Annotated in this window: 17 protein-coding genes and 1 tRNA gene; 5 read left to right on the top strand and 13 right to left on the bottom strand. The window is 62.2% G+C overall.

Annotation, left to right across the window (positions count from 1 at the left end):
• The first annotated feature begins 2 nt into the window (after positions 1–2).
• The 4 genes from ybgF to BLO80_RS11085 all read left to right on the top strand — a co-directional run bounded on the left by ybgF (position 3) and on the right by BLO80_RS11085 (position 2483).
• On the top strand, positions 3–836 hold the full coding sequence (gene ybgF, locus BLO80_RS11100; protein ID WP_092201474.1) for a tol-pal system protein YbgF: 834 nt from the start codon (positions 3–5) through the stop codon (positions 834–836).
• A gap of 166 nt (positions 837–1002) precedes the next feature.
• On the top strand, positions 1003–1650 hold the full coding sequence (queE, locus tag BLO80_RS11095; RefSeq protein WP_072408778.1) for a 7-carboxy-7-deazaguanine synthase QueE: 648 nt from the start codon (positions 1003–1005) through the stop codon (positions 1648–1650).
• A 19-nt stretch (positions 1651–1669) separates the two neighbouring features.
• Positions 1670–2344, top strand: a complete 675-nt coding sequence (gene queC / locus BLO80_RS11090; protein WP_175459489.1) for a 7-cyano-7-deazaguanine synthase QueC — start codon at positions 1670–1672, stop codon at positions 2342–2344.
• A gap of 63 nt (positions 2345–2407) precedes the next feature.
• A tRNA-Lys gene (locus tag BLO80_RS11085) sits at positions 2408–2483 on the top strand.
• A gap of 94 nt (positions 2484–2577) precedes the next feature.
• On the opposite strand, the gene BLO80_RS11080 is transcribed toward BLO80_RS11085, so the two are convergent.
• The 6 genes from BLO80_RS11080 to BLO80_RS11055 all read right to left on the bottom strand — a co-directional run bounded on the left by BLO80_RS11080 (position 2578) and on the right by BLO80_RS11055 (position 9041).
• Positions 2578–3513 (bottom strand): LysR family transcriptional regulator, encoded by a 936-nt coding sequence (locus tag BLO80_RS11080; protein WP_092332033.1) that lies wholly within the window; start codon positions 3511–3513, stop codon positions 2578–2580.
• A gap of 117 nt (positions 3514–3630) precedes the next feature.
• Positions 3631–4818, bottom strand: coding sequence for a cyanate transporter (locus BLO80_RS11075; protein WP_092332035.1), 1188 nt, complete (start codon positions 4816–4818; stop codon positions 3631–3633).
• A gap of 170 nt (positions 4819–4988) precedes the next feature.
• Positions 4989–5900 (bottom strand): copper homeostasis membrane protein CopD, encoded by a 912-nt coding sequence (gene copD / locus BLO80_RS11070; protein ID WP_092332038.1) that lies wholly within the window; start codon positions 5898–5900, stop codon positions 4989–4991.
• Between the two features lie 4 nt (positions 5901–5904).
• Positions 5905–6282: a copper homeostasis periplasmic binding protein CopC gene (copC, locus tag BLO80_RS11065; RefSeq protein ID WP_092166436.1), complete on the bottom strand. Its 378-nt coding sequence runs from the start codon at positions 6280–6282 to the stop codon at positions 5905–5907.
• Between the two features lie 43 nt (positions 6283–6325).
• Positions 6326–7222, bottom strand: a complete 897-nt coding sequence (locus BLO80_RS11060) for a copper resistance protein B (protein ID WP_092332041.1) — start codon at positions 7220–7222, stop codon at positions 6326–6328.
• A gap of 10 nt (positions 7223–7232) precedes the next feature.
• Positions 7233–9041, bottom strand: a complete 1809-nt coding sequence (locus tag BLO80_RS11055; protein WP_092332043.1) for a copper resistance system multicopper oxidase — start codon at positions 9039–9041, stop codon at positions 7233–7235.
• Positions 9042–9347: 306 nt separating this feature from the next.
• On the opposite strand from BLO80_RS11055, the gene nadA reads away from it, so the two are divergent.
• Complete coding sequence (gene nadA / locus BLO80_RS11050) at positions 9348–10406, top strand: quinolinate synthase NadA (RefSeq protein WP_003205010.1); 1059 nt, start codon at positions 9348–9350, stop codon at positions 10404–10406.
• Positions 10407–10604: 198 nt separating this feature from the next.
• Here nadA and BLO80_RS11040 read toward each other — a convergent pair whose 3' ends face one another.
• From BLO80_RS11040 to BLO80_RS11010, 7 genes are all read right to left on the bottom strand, one after another.
• Positions 10605–11093: an RDD family protein gene (locus BLO80_RS11040; RefSeq protein WP_060740916.1), complete on the bottom strand. Its 489-nt coding sequence runs from the start codon at positions 11091–11093 to the stop codon at positions 10605–10607.
• 95 nt (positions 11094–11188) lie between these two features.
• Positions 11189–11401: a cold-shock protein gene (locus BLO80_RS11035; RefSeq protein WP_003175786.1), complete on the bottom strand. Its 213-nt coding sequence runs from the start codon at positions 11399–11401 to the stop codon at positions 11189–11191.
• Between the two features lie 395 nt (positions 11402–11796).
• Positions 11797–12921, bottom strand: coding sequence for a glycine cleavage system aminomethyltransferase GcvT (gene gcvT / locus BLO80_RS11030; protein ID WP_092332048.1), 1125 nt, complete (start codon positions 12919–12921; stop codon positions 11797–11799).
• A 31-nt stretch (positions 12922–12952) separates the two neighbouring features.
• Positions 12953–14329 carry an L-serine ammonia-lyase gene (locus tag BLO80_RS11025; RefSeq protein ID WP_092332051.1) on the bottom strand — a complete coding sequence of 459 codons (1377 nt, stop codon included), beginning with the start codon at positions 14327–14329 and terminating at the stop codon, positions 12953–12955.
• Between the two features lie 238 nt (positions 14330–14567).
• Entirely contained in the window at positions 14568–17417 is a 2850-nt protein-coding gene (gcvP, locus tag BLO80_RS11020) for an aminomethyl-transferring glycine dehydrogenase (protein WP_092332054.1), read from the bottom strand.
• Positions 17418–17427: 10 nt separating this feature from the next.
• Entirely contained in the window at positions 17428–17811 is a 384-nt protein-coding gene (gene gcvH / locus BLO80_RS11015; protein ID WP_092252034.1) for a glycine cleavage system protein GcvH, read from the bottom strand.
• A gap of 418 nt (positions 17812–18229) precedes the next feature.
• A complete protein-coding gene (locus BLO80_RS11010; protein WP_092332056.1) occupies positions 18230–19738 on the bottom strand; it encodes a sigma-54-dependent transcriptional regulator in 1509 nt (502 codons plus the stop codon).
• Positions 19739–19823: the final 85 nt, after the last annotated feature.

The raw sequence follows: 19823 nt of genomic DNA, 5'->3' as shown, positions 1-19823 counted from the left end.
TCATGCGAACGTGCCGTCGTGCTGTAACTGTTCTGGCTCTCAGCCTCGCGCCGCTTGCGGCGTGGGCTGCGGTTCCTGTGGTCGATAACGATGCCGGCTATAACAATAGCGGGAGCAGTTATCCGCCTGCAGGTTACGGTACGAACGGCGCCTATGCCGGGGGAGGGGTTTCGGCCCCTGTCTCGGCACAGGGCCAGCTGTTCAACCAACTGCAGCAAATGCAGGATCAGATCTCGCGCCAACAGGGTGTGATCGAAGAACTGCAAAATGATATTTCGCGCATGAAGCAGGAAAACCTGGAGCGATACCAGGATCTTGATCGGCGCATAGGATCCGGCGTTGCACCTGCCGCGACTCCTGAGAATTCTCCAGCCGGTGGCGACTTGAATGCCCCCGGTGCAGCCGCAGGCGCGGGGGCAGCTGCTCCAGCAGCGCCTGCCGCCGGTGGCGAGCCGGCTGATCCGGCGAAGGAAAAGCTCTACTACGATGCTGCCTTCGACCTGATCAAGGCCAAGGATTTCGACAAGGCCAGCCAGGCCTTTGCCGCTTTCCTGCGCAAATACCCGAACAGCCAGTACGCGGGCAATGCCCAATACTGGCTGGGTGAAGTGAACCTGGCCAAGGGCGACCTGCAAGGTGCCGGCCAGGCGTTCGCCAAGGTTTCGCAACTGTATCCCAAGCACGCCAAGGTGCCGGATTCGCTGTACAAGCTGGCTGACGTGGAGCGCCGTCTCGGTCACGCCGACAAGGTGAAAGGCATTCTGCAGCAGGTGGTGGCCCAATATCCGGGTACATCCGCGGCTCAGTTGGCCCAGCGTGATCTACAACGCATGTAAGCCGGTTTGACCTGTTTTGAAGAAACCCGCGCCTGTCGCGGGTTTTTTCGTTAGAATTCACGCCCTTTTTATGAAACACGCTTTTTGGGATCTGCGCGTTGGCGGGGTTCCTTGAAGTGCCTGACGGAGGCGGACAGCCTGTTTAGCTGTTACGCCCGTGGCGACTATGCAAGACACATTGAGAATCACCGAAGTTTTTTACTCGTTGCAGGGTGAAACGCGAACGGCTGGGCTGCCCACGGTATTCGTGCGCCTCACCGGTTGTCCGTTGCGTTGCCAATACTGTGACAGCGCCTACGCCTTCAGCGGCGGCACCGTGCGAACCCTCGACGATATCCTGGAGCAAGTGGCCAGTTATCGTCCGCGTTATGTCTGTGTCACGGGCGGTGAGCCCTTGGCGCAACCCAACGCCATCCCCTTGCTCAAGCAGTTGTGTGATGCCGGTTACGAGGTTTCGCTGGAAACCAGCGGCGCCCTGGATATCTCGGCCGTCGACCCGCGCGTCAGCCGCGTCGTGGACCTGAAAACCCCAGGCTCCAAGGAAGCGCACCGCAACCGCTATGAGAATATCGAACTGCTGACGCCCAACGATCAGGTCAAGTTCGTGATCTGTTCGCGGGAGGATTACGACTGGGCCGTGTCCAAGTTGATCCAGTACGGACTCGACCAGCGGGCCGGCGAAGTGTTGTTGTCGCCGAGTCATCACGATTTGAACGCGCGGGATCTGGCGGATTGGGTGGTGGCGGATAACTTGCCGGTGCGCCTGCAACTGCAGCTGCATAAATATCTTTGGAACGACGAGCCGGGGCGCTGAGATGACTGAACATTCGAACATGGTTGAAAAACGTGCGGTCATCCTGTTGTCCGGGGGACTGGATTCGGCCACGGTCGTGGCCATGGCCCGTGCCGAAGGCTACCGCTGCTATACCATGAGTTTCGACTATGGCCAGCGCCACCGCGCTGAGTTGCACGCCGCGGAACGGGTTGCCCGGGATTTGGGCGTGGTGGAACACAAGGTGATCGGCCTGAACCTCAACGGCATCGGCGGCTCGGCCCTGACCGACAGTTCCATCGACGTGCCCGAGGCGCCTAGCGAGGGCATTCCGGTGACCTATGTGCCTGCGCGTAACACGGTGTTCCTGTCCCTGGCGTTGGGGTGGGCCGAAGTGCTGGGTGCCCGTGACATTTTCATTGGCGTCAATGCCGTGGATTATTCCGGCTACCCGGATTGCCGCCCGGAGTTCGTCGAAGCGTTCGAGCGCATGGCCAACCTGGCGACCAAGGCCGGCGTGGAAGGGCAGGGTTTCCGCATCCAGGCGCCGTTGCAGAATCTGAGCAAGGCCGACATCGTCAAGGCGGGTGTGAAGCTTGGCGTGGACTACGGGCTCACCGTTTCCTGCTATCAGGCCGACGATCAGGGCCGCGCTTGCGGCAAATGCGACAGCTGTCGCCTGCGTGCGGAAGGCTTCGCCGCGGCGGGTGTGAGCGATCCAACCCGTTATTTTTGATTTATTTCAAATTAAGTGTTGAATAGTCCTTAGAAATCAGTATTATACGCGCCACCACACAGCGGGTCGTTAGCTCAGTTGGTAGAGCAGTTGGCTTTTAACCAATTGGTCGTAGGTTCGAATCCCACACGACCCACCATTTTTAGCTGTTTTAAAAGTCTGGAAGGCCCACGAAAGTGAGGATTTCCGGATTTTTTTTTGCCCGCGAAAAAGTCCACCAACCGAAGTGGCCCTCAGAGCAGGCCCTCCTCGGCGCATACTTTCATGATCTGCTCGCGAAGCCAGATGTTTGCGCTGTCCTGGCTCGCTTTCTCGCTCCACATCATGTCCAGCGTAAAGTTCGGTAGACCCGCAGGTGGCTGGCGTTCGCCGAATCGTTCTTGATCGCAAATCAATGCCTGGATGCGCCGGGGCAATGTCAGGATAAAGTCGGTTCCGGCGATCAGGTTTAACGCTGCTACGTAGCTGTTGGCTCTTGCGATTATCTTGCGGCTATAACCCTGTCGAGCGAGCCAGCCATCGATCATGTTGGTGTCAGATGTCCACGGTGTCGGAAATACGTGCTGGCGGGCGGTAAACGCTTGCAGGCTGAAGTCTTCTTGCGGCGCTGGGGCATTTTTATCTAGGACGCACACCAACTCGTCTTCGAGCAGTACCTGTGAGCGCAGACCTTTGACGTCGCCATGGAAGTTCGGCCCGAAACAGACGATAAGATCGAAGCGATCGTCTCGCAGTGCATCAACTGGGATATCCCGTTTAAATTTCGTCGTGTTGATGACCACCGCAAAGCGCTTGCCAATGAAGCGTTTGATCAATTTGGGCAGGATCAGCAGTTCGAAGTATTCCGGTGCACAGAGGTTGAACGTGATTTCTTCCTGATTCGGATCGAATGTCTGGAAACCGGAATGGCATTTATTGATAGCCTCGAGAGCCCCCAGTATCTGGCCGTACATGGCGGTGGCTTTATGAGTGGGGCTCATGCCGGAGCGGGTATTGATGAACAGATCGTCTTCGAAACTGGTGCGCAGTTTCTTCAGGCAGTAGCTCACGGTTGACTGGCTGACGCATAAGGCCTCGGAGACCTGGGTGACGCTACCCTGTTCGTACACCGCCACAAATACCATCAGGTCCTGCATGTCCAGCTTTCTGAGCAGGTTACTGACCAGCATCAGCTATTCTCGGCGTCATCCCTGCGTCTCTCTTTGTCCTGACGAAAGTCTCCATTTATACATGAGCCTGGGTTTTTTATCCTTCAAGCAGGGTGCTGGGCTCGCGGCAAGCGCTGCCTAGTCAATATGCCGCGCGTACTGCTTGGGATTGAAGCGCAGGACCATCAGGAGCATCAGCGCCATGACGGCGGTGAGCGACCACCAGGCCCATTCGAAGCTGCCCAACTGATCGCGGATCATCCCGGCAATCAATGGCGAGAGCCCGGCGATCAGGTAGCCGATGCCTTGCACGAACGCGGTCAGGCCACCGGCCCGTCGCGGGTTGTCCAAGTGGTCGAGGGACACGATCAGGCTCATCGGGAACAGGCCGCCGATGCCCAGGCCCAGCAGGCAAGGCCACAACAGGCTGAAGCGTTCCGGGCTGAGGATCAGGCCGCAGAAGCCGCCCATGATCAGGACCAGCAACACGGCGAGGACCACGCGCTTGTCCTGGCTGCGGTTGGCAATCGCCGGGGTGACGAGGCCGGACAGCACTTCCATGGCCGTGAGGAACCCCAGCAGCAGGCCCGCGTGTTGTTCACTCCAGCCCTTTTCCACGTAGTACGGGGCCAGCCAGGCCAGTACACAGGTGTAGGAGGCGGTGCCCAGACCGAAGAAAATCGCCAGCAACCAAGCCCGGGAATTGCTGAAGAATGACTCTTGCTGCTGGGCAGGGGCTGCGGGTAACGGGGTCACGGCTGAGCGCTGGGCGTACCAGCAACCCAGGGCGACCAACGCCAACAGCGCCCAGATCGCCAGGCCGATGCGCCAGCTGCCGGTCTGCGCCAGGACAAACGGCGAAAACGACGCGGCAAGCGCCGCGCCGCCCATGATCGACGTGACATACAGGCCCATGAACAACGAGACGTTGTCGACGTAGCGTGACTTGATCAGCGCCGGCATCACCGCTTGGATCAGCGCGATGCCGAGTCCGGCCAGCACTGCGCTGACGATCAGCTCGGCGGAGCTGTCCAGGTACAAGCGCGATGCGGTGGCGATACCGATGATCAACAGCGACAGGACAATGGTGCGGTGCTCACCGATGCGCAGGGCGATGCGCATGCCCAGGAACATCGCCAGGCCCATGGCCATGACCGGCAACATGGTCAGCAGCGAGGCCGTGCTGAAGCTCAGGGGGACCTCGCCGCGAATGGCTGACAGCAACGGCCCGACCGCGGCCATCGAGGGCCGCAGGTTCAGCGCCACCAAGACGATGCTGACCATCAGCCAGATGGCGTGGGTGCTTGATGTTCGAACGTTTTCCATAACAGAGCCTTGGTTAACAAAGCGTCATTTAGGCTGGGGCGGCCTGTTATGGGCAAACTGAAAACTGGCGGGGGGTATTGAAAAATTAAATGCGGCGCGCAATCAGTCAAGACCCAGGGCTTTTGTGGTGAGGGAGCAAGCTCCCTCGCCACACTGTAGTTCACAGCCTCTTATTCCATCCCCGGGCTCAGCGTGCCCAACCACGCCACCAACCCCAGGATGACCACCGCCACGGCGAACTCCAGGACCATGCTGAGCCGCAGGGCCTTCACCGCAACCCCGTGCTCGCCGCTCTGTCGGGCTTGTTCCAGCAGCGGGCTCAGGTGAAAACGGTTCAACGCGGCGAACACCAGCATGGCCGCGAACAAGATGAGTTTGAGCGCCAGCAACTGACCATAGGTGCTGTCCAGCAGCCCTTCGACACTCGGGCCGACGATAAACAGATAGTTCACCACCCCCGTCACGCCGATGACCAGCACGATCACCGCTCCGGCGGTTTCGAACCCGGTCAATGTCCGGGCCAGCACCGCCAACGCAGGTTCGGCCTGGCGAAGCAGCAGGGCAAACGCGGCCAAGGCACCGACCCAGCCACCCGCGGCCCACAGGTGCAGGAAGTCGGTGATAAAGTGCCAGTTGCGACGGCTGCCTTCGTCTATGGCGCCGTGACCTGCCCAAGCCAGTGTCGCCAGCGCTACGGCCCCGGCCAGTGTGACCAGGCCGAGGCTGGCGCTCGGCCAACGGTGATTGAGGGTCACGGCGAAACCGGCCAGCAGCAGCGCCGCCATGCGCAGCGTCCAACTCAAGCCGACATCGGTTTGCACGACCATCATTTCAATGTGCGGCCACAGTTCGGCCCACGCCGAAACACCGCTCATGGCCCAGGCCATGCACGCCATGGCCGCCAGGGAGAACAAGCCCCCCAGCGCCGCCGTGATCAACAGCAGCGGCGCGAAAGGCAACTGTACCCCCGAGACCCGCTCCTGGCCTCGCAGGCTATAGAGGCCAAACGCGGCCAGGCCGAACAGCAACATCAAATCCAGGTACAAGGCAAAGCGCAGCGCGATGTTGAACGAGTCGCTCATCAACTCACTTCACCTTGAATGTGACGTTGCCGGTGATCGGGTGAGTGTCGGACGACACCGCGCGCCACTGGACTTGGTAAGTGCCGGTGGTAAGCGGGGCATTCGGCGTGATGACCATGGTTTTCGGATCATCGCTGCCGGACACCTTGGCCGGCATGGGCATCGGCGAATGCGCCGCCATGCCCGGCATCGCGGTCATCATCAGCTTGGCGCCGGAAAACTGGGTCATCAGGTTTTCGGAAAAGTGCAGCTCGATTTTCGCCGGCGCCGCCCCTTCGGCGCCTTCGGCCGGGGAAGAGGACAGCAGTTTCGGGTGGGCCTGGGCCAGGCCACTGAGCAACAGGCCGGCGGACAAGGCGACGGCGGTTTTGATGAATGACATGCAAGGACTCCTACAGCTCGGTTTTTAGTTTTAGTGAAACAGGTCAGAACCACAGGCGCAGGCCCAGCACCAGGCGCGCTTCGCTGCGGTCTTCGCCGTCTTCTCGGGCGTAGTCGGCGGTGTTGCCGTAGGCCCGATTCCAGGTGACGCCAATGTAGGGCGCGAATTCGCGGCGTATTTCGTAGCGCAGCCGCAGGCCCAGCTCGGTGTCCGACAGCCCCGAGCCGACGCCACGGGCGGGATCGTTCTTGCCATAGAAGTTGGCTTCGGCGGTGGGCTGCAGGATCAGGCGGTTGGTCAGCAAGATGTCATAGTCGCCCTTCAGGCGCGCCGCGCTCTGGCCACCTTCGCCGATGAACGCGGTGGCCTCGGCTTCGAAGTTGTAGAGCGCCATGCCTTGCACACCGAAGGCGGCCCAGGTTTGCGGATCGCCTGGCTTGAAGTCCTGGCGCACGCCGGCCACCAGATCCCACCAGGGGCTGACGGCGTGGCCCCACAGGGCCTGCAATTCGGCTTCTTCGGTCTTGCCGTTGAGGCGTTCACCTTCGGAGCGCAGCCATAAACGATCGATGTCGCCGCCGATCCAGCCCGATGCATCCCAGCTCAGGGCGCTACCGTCATCGGCGTCCTGCCATTCCAGTTGGTCGATGAGGAAAAACGAATGGATGGCGCTGTCATGCACCGCGTGTCCGCCATGATCCTCGTAGACGGCGGCGCGGTCGGCGGCGGTCAGCGCCGGGATCGGCGTGCGGCTGCTGGCCGGCGCTGATTGCATGGGTTCCATGCCCTGCATTGAATCCATGCCTTGCATCTGGCTGTGGTCCATTCCCGGCATCTGGCTGTGATCCATGCCGGGCATGTCGTTGCTGGCCGCCCAGGTCGGGGTGCCGAGGGCCAGGCTGGCAATGAGTGCCGTGGAATATTGAAAAACAGTGGTCATGGTCGGCTCCTCATTCCTGCACCCGAACTTCACGGAACATGCCCATCTCCATGTGAAACAGCAGATGGCAGTGATACGCCCAGCGCCCGAGGGCATCGGCCGTGACCCGGTAGCTGCGCCTGGCACCCGGTGGCACGTCGATGGTGTGCTTGCGGACCATGAACTGGCCGTTCTCATCCTCCAGGTCGCTCCACATGCCGTGCAGGTGGATGGGGTGGGTCATCATGGTGTCGTTGATCAACACGATGCGCAGTCGCTCGCCGTACTTGAGCAGCAGCGGCGCGGCGTCGGCGAACTTCACGCCGTTGAACGACCAGACGAATTTCTCCATGTGCCCGGTCAGGTGCAGCTCGATCGTGCGGCCCGGCTCGCGGCCGTCGGGATCGGGAAAGGTGCTGCGCAGGTCAGCGTAGGTGAGCACTTTGCGGCCGTTGTCCCGCAGCCCCATGCCCGGGTCATCGAGCTTGGGCTTGACGCTCATGGCCTGCATGTCCACCAGGGGATTGTCTTTCTCGGTGTCGGGGTGCGCGAGCATGCTGTCCATGCCCTGCATGCCGCCGTGATCCATGCCGGCCATGTCGCCCATGCCCTGCATCTGGCTGTGATCCATGCCTTGCATCGAGCTGTCGTCCATTCCCGCCATGCCCTGCATCGAGCCGTGGTCCATGCCGCTCATTTGCCCCATGCCGCCGTGGGCCATGCCACCCATGCCCATGTCATCCATGGTCACCAGGGGCCGAGGGTCCAGGGGCGGCACCGGTGCCGACAATCCGGCCCGGGTCGCGAGGGTGCCGCGGGCATACCCGGTGCGGTCCATGGACTGGGCGAACAGGGTATAGGCCTCTTGGGTCGGTTCGACGATGACGTCATAGGTTTCGGCCACGGCGATTCGGAACTCATCGACGCTCACCGGTTTGACGTATTGGCCGTCGGACGCCACCACTGTCATCTTCAAGCCGGGAATGCGCACGTCGAAATAGCTCATGGACGAGCCGTTGATAAAGCGCAGGCGAAGGCGCTCGCCGGGCTTGAACAGGCCGGTCCAGTTCATGGCCGGCGCCTGGCCGTTCATGAGGTAGGTGTAGGTGGCACCACTGACGTCGGCCAGGTCCGTGGGGTTCATCTTCATCTCGGCCCACATCTTGCGGTCGGCCACGGTGTTGGCCCAGCCGTTCTTGCCCACGTCGTCGATGAAGTCGCCGACGGTGCGTTTGTTGTAGTTGTAGTAGTCCGATTGCTTCTTGAGCTTGCGCAGGATGTTGGCGGGGTCTTCATCGGTCCAGTCGGTGAGCATCACCACATAGTCCCGTTCGTACTGGAAGGGCTCGGGCTCCCTGGCGTCAATCACCAGCGGACCGTAGACCCCGGACTGTTCCTGGAAACCGGAGTGGCTGTGGTACCAGTAGGTGCCGTTCTGCCGGACCTTGAATTGATACACGTACAGGCCGCCAGGCTCGATGCCTTTGAAACTCAACCCCGGAACGCCGTCCATGTTGGCCGGCAGCAGGATGCCGTGCCAGTGGATGGAGGTGGTGTCCTGCAAGCGATTGCGCACCCGCAGGGTCACGGTGTCGCCTTCACGCCAGCGCAGCAACGGGCCGGGGATGCCGCCGTTGATGGTCTGGGCGGTGCGGGGGTTGCCGGTGAAATTGACCGGGCTTTCGCCGATGAACAGGTCGAACTCGGTGCCGCTCAGTACGTTGGGCTGGCCCGGGCCGGTGACTGCCCAGACGGGCGCGCGCCACAGACCCAGGCCGCCGAGGATGCCGCCGGCCGTCAGGCCCTTTACGAAGGTTCGGCGGGAAGTTTTTGTTTGCATGCGATGAAAGTCCGTCAGTCGATTCGCTGCGTGTATGGGGGGCGGCCCCCCGTGCAGATTTGAGCGAAAGATGACACAGGCGGACGAGGCGAGTGATTACATTTCAGTCAGCTTGGCGGGGTGCGAAGTCGCCTGGCGGGGCACAGGTCAGAATGATCTTTTGCATCGGCGGGATATTCTGTAGCCTTGCCGGCTTCACGCTATCCCGTGCCTGATTGATACCCACTTTCCCGGCGGTACCCGAGTGGTCCGGAGCCGGGTGTATACTCGACTTTCGCGCTAAACGCGCCTGCAGGTCTTGCGAACATGACGCAAATTTCCGAACGCCTTCTGGTCCAGGCCCACCTCGACGCCAAGCAGCCCAAGCCGCTGACCGCCGAGCAAGAAGCCTGGTACCGCGCCGCCATCGCCGCCGAGCTCAAGGCTCAGGACGCGGTGCTGGTCGCGCATTTCTACTGTGACCCGATCATCCAGGCCCTGGCCGAAGAGACCGGTGGCTGCGTGTCCGACTCCTTGGAAATGGCCCGTTTCGGCAATGCCCACCCGGCCAAGACCGTGGTGGTGGCCGGGGTCAAGTTCATGGGCGAGACCGCCAAGATTCTCAACCCCGAAAAACGCGTGCTGATGCCCACCCTGGAGGCCACCTGCTCCCTGGACCTGGGTTGCCCGGTGGACGAGTTCTCGGCGTTCTGCGACCAGCATCCGGAGCGCACCGTGGTGGTTTATGCCAACACCTCGGCGGCGGTCAAGGCCCGGGCCGACTGGGTGGTGACGTCCAGTTGCGCCCTGGAAATCGTCGAGAGCCTGATGGACAACGGCGAGACGATCATCTGGGGGCCGGACAAGCACCTGGGTACTTACATCCAGCGCAAGACCGGCGCCGACATGTTGCTCTGGGACGGTGCCTGCATCGTCCACGAAGAGTTCAAGTCCAAGCAGTTGGAGGACATGAAGGCGCTGTACCCGGACGCCGCGATCCTGGTGCACCCGGAGTCGCCGACGTCGGTGATCGAGCTGGCGGACGCCGTGGGCTCCACCAGCCAGTTGATTGCCGCGGCCCAGACCCTGCCGAACAAGACGCTGATCGTCGCCACCGACCGGGGCATTTTCTACAAGATGCAGCAGCTGTGCCCGGACAAGGTCTTCATCGAGGCCCCTACCGCCGGTAACGGCGCAGCGTGCCGCAGTTGCGCGCACTGCCCATGGATGGCCATGAACACCCTGGAGCGCACCCTCAAGAGCTTGCAGGAAGGTGCCAACGAGATCTTCGTCGACCCGGCGCTGATCCCCCAGGCGATTCGCCCGCTCAAGCGCATGCTGGACTTCACCCAGGCGGCGCGGATGAAGCTGGCGGGCAATGCGTGATCGTTGGCAGGCTGACGGTTTTTGAGCGTTAGGGCTTGAGGCTTTAAAGCTTTTTGTGGCGAGGGAGCTTGCTCCCGCTGGGCTGCGAAGCAGCCCTTCTTGCCAGCAGCCCGATCACTCAGTGCAAGCCATCCACGACTGCTGCGCAGCCGAGCGGGAGCAAGCTCCCTCGCCACAAGGCTGTTTTGCAGTCGGGAATTACTTGGTCTTCTTGGGAATCCGCACCAGCTGCGTTTCCGAGTAGATGTCATGCCAGCTGCGCTGGCGCTTGTCGAACAGCGCCCAGATGAAACCCAACCCCACCAGCAGCAGTGACGCGATCGACACCACGAACCGCAACAGCGCCTGCCACAGGCTGATGGCCGTGCCATCGGCGTTCTGTACGCGGATGCACCACACTTGCATGCCCAAGGTCTGGCCGTTGTGGGTCCAGAACTTGGCGAAGAAGCCGAACAGCACGAACAGCAGCACCGTGGACAGCAGTGGGTCGCCGTCCAGCGCACCGGCTTCGGTCAGGGCGCGCATTTTTTCTTCGCCGATGATCGCCATCTGGATCATCTTGTAGGCACCGCTGGTGACGATCAGCAGCGCTGTGCACAGCAAAAAGTCATAAAACATCGCCGCCAGGCGACGGCCCAGGCCGGCGGGGGGAAAGTCGCCCTGGGGCGTGAGCAGGTGTTTCGGCATGACGGCCTCGGCTGAAAAAGGAAGCCATTTTACGGATTTACGCCCATAAAAAAGCCCCTGATATCAATCAGGGGCTTTTTTAGTGTGCGAAAGCCTCAGGCCTCGGCTTGAACCTCGTCAGCCTGCATGCCTTTCTGGCCTTGCACGGCAACGAAAGTGACTTTCTGGCCTTCTTTCAGGCTCTTGAAGCCGTTGCCCTGAATGGCGCGGAAATGCACGAACAGGTCCGGACCGCTTTCAGGCGTGATAAAACCAAAACCCTTTTCGTCGTTGAACCACTTGACGGTACCGCTCTGACGTTGAGACATTTTCTTATTTCCTTTGACGCTAAAATTGATGACAGCCTCTTTCGCATGAAAGAGTACTGGGCTGGGTTGCAGGAAAGTAAGAGACGTCGAACGGGATGTAGCGAACTTCATAAGCTACTGCCCAGGTCACGATTCCAAGCGACCCATGCAAACACAGTGACCAAACTCTACGCCAACTTCGAATAAAAAAACAACCCCCCCGGAAGGGCCCGTATTTGCTCAGCTTGCCCGCATTTACGCCGCTTGCGGAGCAGGGCTTATTCGATAGGCTAGTTCAATTGTTTACGACCGTTATAAGGTCGGTTGAATGTCTAAAGATATGCACCTTTTTATGGCGGTTGCGTGACACATTAGTGCACGTATAACGCAACCGCGTTACTTATAGAAACAACCAATCAGCCGCGGTAGTAGCGCTGTGGGACGAATGGCATTTTGCTTACAAGCAAAGGCACCTTCTTCCCACGCACGATGGCCCAGACCGGCGTATCCAGCGCCACATAGGCGCTGTCCAGGTAACCCATCGCCAACGGAGCGCCCAGGGTCGGGCCGAAACCGCCGCTGCACACAGAGCCGATGGTCTCGCCGGCTTCGTTGACGATCTCCGCGCCTTCACGCACGGGTGTGCGTTCCTGGGGCAGCAGGCCGACGCGTTTGCGCTTCACGCCGCCCTGTTGTTGGGCGAACACACTCTCGGCGCCGGGGAAACCACCGGCGCGGGTGCCATCGGCACGGCGTACTTTGGAAATGGCCCACAACAGGCTGGCTTCGATCGGCGTCGTCTCGGTGTTCATGTCGTGGCCATACAGGCACAGGCCGGCTTCCAGGCGCAGGGAGTCACGAGCACCGAGGCCGATGGCCGCGACTTCCGGCTCGGCCAGCAAGGCGCGGGCGAGTTTTTCCGCGTCGGCGGCGGGTACGGAGATTTCGAAACCGTCTTCACCGGTGTAGCCCGAACGGCTGACAAAGCAATCCACGCCCAGCAGCGTGACGCGCTGGAATTGCATGAAGGTCATCTTCGCCACGTCAGGCGCCAGGCGGGCGAGCACGGTGACGGCGGCCGGGCCTTGCAGGGCGAGCAGGGCACGGGCCTCGAACAGCGGCTCGATCGTGCACTGATCGCCAATGTGCGCACGCAGGTGGGCCAGGTCCTGTTCCTTGCAGGCGGCGTTGACCACCAGGAACAGCTCGTCATTACCCAGGTTGGCGACCATCAGGTCGTCGAGGATGCCGCCGTTCTCGTTGGTGAACATGGCGTAGCGCTGCATGCCCACCGGCAGGTCGATGATGTCCACCGGCACCAGGGTTTCCAGGGCCTTGGCGGCGCCTGCGCCGCTCAGGCGGATCTGGCCCATGTGGGACACGTCGAACAGCCCGGCCTGATCGCGGGTGTGCTGGTGTTCCTTCATCACGCCCAGTGGGTACTGCACCGGCATGTCATAGCCGGCGAACGGCACCATGCGGGCGCCGAGTTCGAGGTGCAGGGCGTGCAGCGGGGTTTTCAACAGTTGTTCGGTGGACATATCAGCTCCTGGAAAATGAGAGTGGCGCGCGTCAGCATTCGATGATGTTGACCGCCAGACCGCCGCGGGCGGTCTCCTTGTATTTGCTTTTCATGTCGGCGCCGGTCTGGCGCATGGTGCGGATGACTTTGTCGAGGGAGACGAAGTGATGCCCATCGCCGCGCATGGCCATGCGCACCGCGTTGATGGCCTTCACCGAGCCCATGGCGTTGCGTTCGATGCACGGCACCTGCACCAGCCCGCCGATCGGGTCGCAGGTCAGGCCGAGGTTGTGTTCCATGCCGATCTCGGCGGCGTTTTCCACTTGCTGCACGGTGCCGCCGAGTACTTCGCACAAGGCGCCGGCGGCCATGGAACAGGCCACGCCGACTTCACCCTGGCAACCGACTTCGGCGCCGGAGATGGAGGCGTTTTCCTTGTACAGGATGCCGATGGCGGCGGCGGTCAGCAGGAACCGCACCACGCCATCCTCGTTGGCTCCGGGGATGAAGCGCATGTAGTAATGCAGCACAGCCGGGACGATGCCCGCCGCGCCGTTGGTCGGAGCGGTGACGACGCGCCCGCCGTAGGCGTTTTCTTCGTTGACGGCCAAGGCGTACAGGTTGACCCAATCCAGCACCGACAGCGGGTCACGCAGAGCGGCTTCGGGGTTCTTGCACAACTGGCGATGCAACGCCGCGGCACGGCGCTTGACCTTCAGTCCGCCCGGCAGAATCCCTTCGTTGCGACAGCCGGCCGCCACGCAATCCTGCATCACCTGCCAGATCTTCAGCAGGCCGGCGCGGGTCTCGGCTTCGGGGCGCCAGGCGCTTTCGTTGGTCAGCATCACCTGGCTGATCGATAGGCCATAGGTGGTGCAATGGCCCAGCAGGTCCTTGGCGCTCTTGAACGGGAAGGTCAGGGGCGTGGCGTCTTCGACGATGCGGTCGGCGCCGGCGGCGTCTTCATCCACGACAAAGCCGCCACCGACCGAGTAGTACTCGCGGCTGCGCACTTGCAGCCCGGCGGCATCAAAGGCGCGGAAGATCATGCCGTTGGGGTGAAAGGCCAGCGGCTTGCGGATCATCGCCAAGTGCAGTTTTTCGTTGAATTCGATGGCGTGTTCGCCGAGCAGGTTCAGGCGACCGTTGCTGCGGATCTCCTGGAGCCGGGCGTTCACCGTTTCGGTGTCCACGGTGTCGGGATGCTCGCCCTCCAGGCCCAGCAGCACGGCCTTGTCACTGCCGTGGCCCTTGCCGGTGGCACCGAGGGAGCCGTAGAGCTCGACCTTGACGCTGGAAATGCTTTCAAGCAGGTCGTCACGGCGCAGCCCCTCGGCGAAACGGGCAGCGGCACGCATCGGGCCGACCGTATGGGAACTGGAAGGGCCGATACCGATCTTGAACAGGTCGAACACGCTTAACGACATGGTGTTTCTCCGGTTTCTTTTTATGAGGATCGACGGTTATGAAATGGGGCACAGGCTCCTTTGTGGGAGCGAGCTTGCTCGCGATAGCGGAGTGTCAGTCAACATTTCTGTCAGCTGTCACACCGCTATCGCGAGCGAGCTCGCTCCCACAGGGAGATGTGGTTTCCTTGAGAAGGTGACCTTCCACAAGGTTCGCGGTGTTGTTGAGAGGTGGCGAGCAAGCCCGCCACCCCACAGGTCAAGCGTAGCTTTCGATCGACGGGCAGGCGCAGACCAGGTTGCGGTCGCCGAACACGTTGTCGACCCGGCCCACCGGCGGCCAGTACTTGCCGTCGATCAACGACGCCACCGGGTACACCGCCTGTTCACGGCTGTAGGGGTGGGTCCACTCGCCGACGAGCTCCGCCGCGGTGTGCGGGGCGTTCTTCAGCGGGTTGTCGTCTTTGTCCAGGCTGCCATTTTCCACCGCGCGGATTTCTTCGCGGATGCAGATCATGGCGTCGCAGAAGCGGTCCAGTTCTTCCTTGGATTCGCTTTCGGTCGGTTCGATCATCAACGTGCCGGCCACCGGGAACGACATGGTCGGCGCGTGGAAACCGAAGTCGATCAGGCGCTTGGCCACGTCATCGACACTGATGCCACTGCTGTCCTTGAGCGGACGCAAATCGAGAATGCACTCGTGGGCCACCAGGCCGTTGCTGCCGGAGTAGAGCACCGGGTAGTGCTCTTCCAGGCGACGGGCGATGTAGTTGGCGTTGAGGATGGCCAGTTGCGAGGCGCGCTTGAGGCCCGCGCCGCCCATCATGCGTATGTACATCCAGGTGATCGGCAGGATGCTCGCGCTGCCGAACGGCGCCGCGCACACCGCGCCTTCCTTGCGCGCCATGTTGGCATGGCCCGGCAGGAACGGCGCCAGGTGCGACTTGACGCCAATCGGGCCGACGCCCGGGCCGCCACCGCCGTGGGGGATGCAGAAGGTCTTGTGCAGGTTCAGGTGCGACACGTCGCCGCCGAACTTGCCCGGGGCGCAGAGGCCGACCATGGCGTTCATGTTGGCGCCGTCGATGTACACCTGGCCGCCGTTTTCATGAATGATGCCGCAGATTTCGCGGATGCCTTCTTCGAATACGCCGTGGGTGGACGGGTAGGTGATCATCAGCGCGGCGAGGTGTTCGCGGTGCTCGATGGCCTTGGCCCGCAGGTCTTCGATGTCGACGTTGCCACGGGCATCGCAGGCGGTCACGACCACGCGCATGCCGGCCATGTTGGCGGTGGCCGGGTTGGTGCCGTGGGCCGAGGACGGGATCAGGCAGATGTCGCGACGGTCTTCGCCACGGCTCTGGTGATAGGCGCGGATCGCCAGCAGGCCGGCGTATTCGCCCTGGGAACCGGCGTTGGGTTGCAGCGACACCGCGTCATAGCCGGTGGCGGCGCAGAGCATGGCTTCCAGTTCGTCGGTCAGTTGCTGGTAGCCGGCGCTTTGCTCGGCCGGGGCGAACGGGTGCAGGGCGCCGAACTCGGCCCAGGTCACCGGGATCATTTCGCTGGCGGCGTTGAGTTTCATGGTGCAGGAACCCAGCGGGATCATGGTGCGATCCAGGGCCAGGTCCTTGTCGGCGAGCTTGCGCAAGTAGCGCATCAGCTCGGTTTCGGAGTGGTAGCGGTTGAACACCGGGTGGCTGAGGATCGCCGATTGGCGCACCAGCTCGGCCGGGATGCGGCTTTGCACGGTGGCGGCCAGTGCCGTGAAGTCCGGCAGTGCCTTGCCGTCGGCCAGCAGGCTCCACAGTGCTTCGACGTCAGCTTGGCTGGTGGTCTCGTCCAGGGACAGGCCCAGGCGTTCCGTGTCCACCACGCGCAGGTTGATGCGTTGGGCGCGGGCCTTGTCGTGCAGGGCGGCGGTTTGCGCGCCGGTGTGCAGGGTCAGGGTGTCGAAGAAGCTCTCTTGCTCGACGCTCAGGCCCAGCGTGCCGAGGCCCTTGGCGAGGATTGCGGTCAGGTGATGGATGCGATTGGCAATTTGCACCAGGCCCTTGGGACCGTGGTACACGGCGTACATGCTGGCGATGTTGGCCAGCAGTACCTGGGCGGTGCAGATGTTGCTCGTGGCTTTCTCGCGGCGGATGTGTTGCTCGCGGGTCTGCATCGCCAGGCGCAGGGCCGGCTTACCGAAACGGTCCACGGAAACACCGACCAGGCGGCCCGGCATGTCGCGCTTGAAGGCGTCCTTGGTGGAAAAGTACGCCGCGTGCGGGCCGCCGAAACCCAGCGGCACGCCAAAGCGCTGGGCGCTGCCGATGGCCACGTCGGCACCGAATTCACCCGGCGGGGTCAGCAAGGTCAGGGCCAACAGGTCGGCCGCAACGGCCACCAGGGCGTTGGCGGCGTGGAAGCGTTCGGTCAGTTCGCGGTAGTCGAACAGGTCGCCGTTGCTGGCGGGGTACTGCAGCAGCGCGCCAAAGAAACCGCTGACGTCGCTCAGTTCGCGCTCATCGCCCACCACCACGTCGATGCCCAGGGGCTCGGCACGGGTGCGCAGCACGTCGAGGGTTTGCGGGTGGCTGTGCACGGAGGCGAAGAAGGCCTTGCTGCCCTTGTTCTTGCTCAGGCGCTTGCAGAAGGTCATGGCTTCGGCGGCGGCGGTGGCTTCGTCGAGCAACGAGGCGTTAGCGATCGGCAGGCCCGTGAGGTCGCTGATCAGGGTCTGGAAGTTCAACAGCGCTTCGAGACGGCCCTGGGAGATTTCAGGCTGATACGGGGTGTAGGCGGTGTACCAGGCCGGGTTTTCCAGCAGATTGCGCAGGATCGGTGCCGGCGTGTGACAGTTGTAGTAGCCCTGGCCGATGTAGGTCTTGAACAGTTGGTTCTTGGCGGCGATGGCCTTGATCGAGGCCAGTGCGTCGGCTTCGCTCTGGCCGTCGCCCATGTCCAGCACGCTGGTGCCCTTGATGCTTTCCGGGATGACGCTGGCGCTCAACGCTTCCAGGGAGTCGTAACCCAGGCGCTCGAGCATGGCTTGCTCGTCGCTGGAACGCGGGCCGATGTGGCGGGCGATGAATTCGTTGGCGGTGCCGAGATTTACGGTCATGGTGCGCTCCTCAGGCTTCGGCGTTGGCTTTGATCAGGCGATCGTAGGCGTCTTGATCCAACAGCTTAGCCACTGCATCGGCGTCGGTCGGTTTAAAGCGGAAGAACCAGCCTTCGCCCATCGGATCTTCGTTGACCAGTTCCGGGCTGGCGTCGAGTTTGTCGTTCACTTCGAGCACTTCACCGTCCAGGGGCATGTACACACCGCTGGCGGCCTTGACCGATTCCACGGTAGAGGCCTCGGCGCCTTTGTCATAGGCCTGCAATTCAGGCAGTTGCACAAAAACCACGTCGCCCAATGCGTTCTGCGCGAAAGCGGTAATGCCTACGGTGACGCTGCCGTCGGCTTCGGTGCGCAGCCATTCGTGATCTTCAGTGAAACGCAACTCGCTCATGGAAACTCCTGGGGCCAGATTCGTCTGGTGGACGCGAAGAAAGGCGCGGGGCTTGGCCCGGCCGAATGGCTATACCCATAGCAAGAACGCGGCCAATGTTTATAAGTGCTTATAAATCAATGGATTGATTGATTTTATCGAGACTCGATTCAACTCGGCTGTAGCGAAATCGCTACAGTTGTACGGCTGGATAAAATCGTTGTGGGATCAAAGCCTTGTACAGTGCCGGTTAGCGGTAAGTGTATCGATATCGTTCCGCTGTAGCGCTTTCAGTACAGGTGGAGGTCGTTTTTGGCTTGATTCTGAACGCAACGCCGGCCCCTTGTGGGAGCGAGCTTGCTCGCGATCGGGGACTGCCAGTCACCTCAGTGCAAACTGAACCACCGCTATCGCGAGCAAGCTCGCTCCCACAAGGGGCCTACGGCTTCCCGGAAATCCCGTACTTGCGCAACCGATGGGCAATCGCGGTGTGGGAGGTTTGCAGGCGGCTGGCGAGCTGGCGGGTGGAGGGGTAGTTGGCGTAGAGGCTTTCGAGCAGGTGCTTCTCGAAGGTTTCCACGGCCTGTTCCAGGCTTTCGACTTCCACATCGCCCTGGCGCGCCACGGAGGTGCCGGCGATGTCCAGGTCACCGATGTCCACCAGGCTGCTTTCGCAGATGGCGGCGGCGCGGAAGATCACGTTCTGCAATTGCCGCACGTTGCCCGGCCAGCGGTTGCCCAGCAGCGCCGGATACGTGCCGGGAGCCAGGCGGCAGACCGGGCGCTGGATCTGCGCGCAGGCCTGCTGCATGAAGTAGCGCGCCAGCAGCAGGATGTCCTGGCCGCGTTCACGCAGCGGTGGGACTTCGACATTGAGCACGTTCAGGCGATAGAACAGGTCCTCGCGGAACGAGCCTTCGCTGACCATTTTCTCCAGGTTGCGGTGGGTGGCGCTGAGGATCCGCACGTTGACCTTGACTTCCCGGTCGCCGCCCACCCGGCGGAAGCTGCCATCGTTCAGGAAACGCAGGAGCTTGGCTTGCAGGTACGGCGACATCTCGCCGATTTCATCGAGGAATACCGTGCCCTGGTTCGCCAACTCCATCAGCCCTGGCTTGCCGCCCCGTTGCGCCCCGGTGAAGGCGCCGGGGGCGTAGCCGAACAGCTCGCTTTCCGCCAGGTTCTCCGGCAGCGCGGCGCAGTTCAGGGCCAGGAACGGCGCGCTGTGACGGGCGCTGATGGCGTGACAGGCCCGGGCCACCAGTTCCTTGCCAGTGCCGGTTTCGCCCTGGATCAGCAGCGGTGCATCCAGGGCCGCGACCCGCTGGGCCCGGGCCTTGAGGGTGCGGATCGCCGGGGATTCGCCCAGCAGCGCGTCGAAACCTTCGGCGTGGTCGTGGTGCAGGGCTGACAGACGCTCGCCGATGCGATTGGGCTGATAGAGCGTCAGCAGCGCGCCGGCGTCGGTGATGGGGGTGGCGTCCAGCAGCAAGGTCTGGCCATTGAGGGTGACCTCCCGCAATGGCAGGCGGAACCCATTTTCCAGCAGGGCGCCGAGCAATGCCTCGTCACTGAACAGCTCGGCCACGCTTTCCCCGGCCGGTTCACGACCATACAGGGCGATCAGCGCCGGGTTGGCCAGCAACACCTTGCCGACGCTGTCCAAGGCCAGCACCGGGTCGGTCATGGCGGCGAGCAAGGCATCGAGCTGCAGGTGCCGACGCTGGCCCGGCAAGATGTCCACCACGGTGACCGCCTGCACGCCGCGCACGCTGAACAGCGCCTCGCGCAGCTCGTCGAGCACTTGCGGGCTGAGGGTCGGGGCATCGATGTAGACGTTGGGTGGCACCATCTCCACCGCATCCAGGTTGAGATTGCGCCCACCGAGCAAGGCCAGGACTTCCTGGGTGATGCCGACGCGGTCGATGAAACTGACGTGGATACGCATGGGGCGGTTTTGGGTTCTGGGTTGCGGAGGGTGGCCAGTATGCCTTGGGGCGGGCTGTTGGTGAAATCCTGGTGCAAGGCTTGGG

Origin of the sequence: Pseudomonas sp. NFACC56-3 (assembly GCF_900100025.1) — a bacterium.
GTDB lineage: Bacteria > Pseudomonadota > Gammaproteobacteria > Pseudomonadales > Pseudomonadaceae > Aquipseudomonas > Aquipseudomonas fluorescens_AA.
This window is presented reverse-complemented; position numbering and strand designations above follow the sequence as displayed.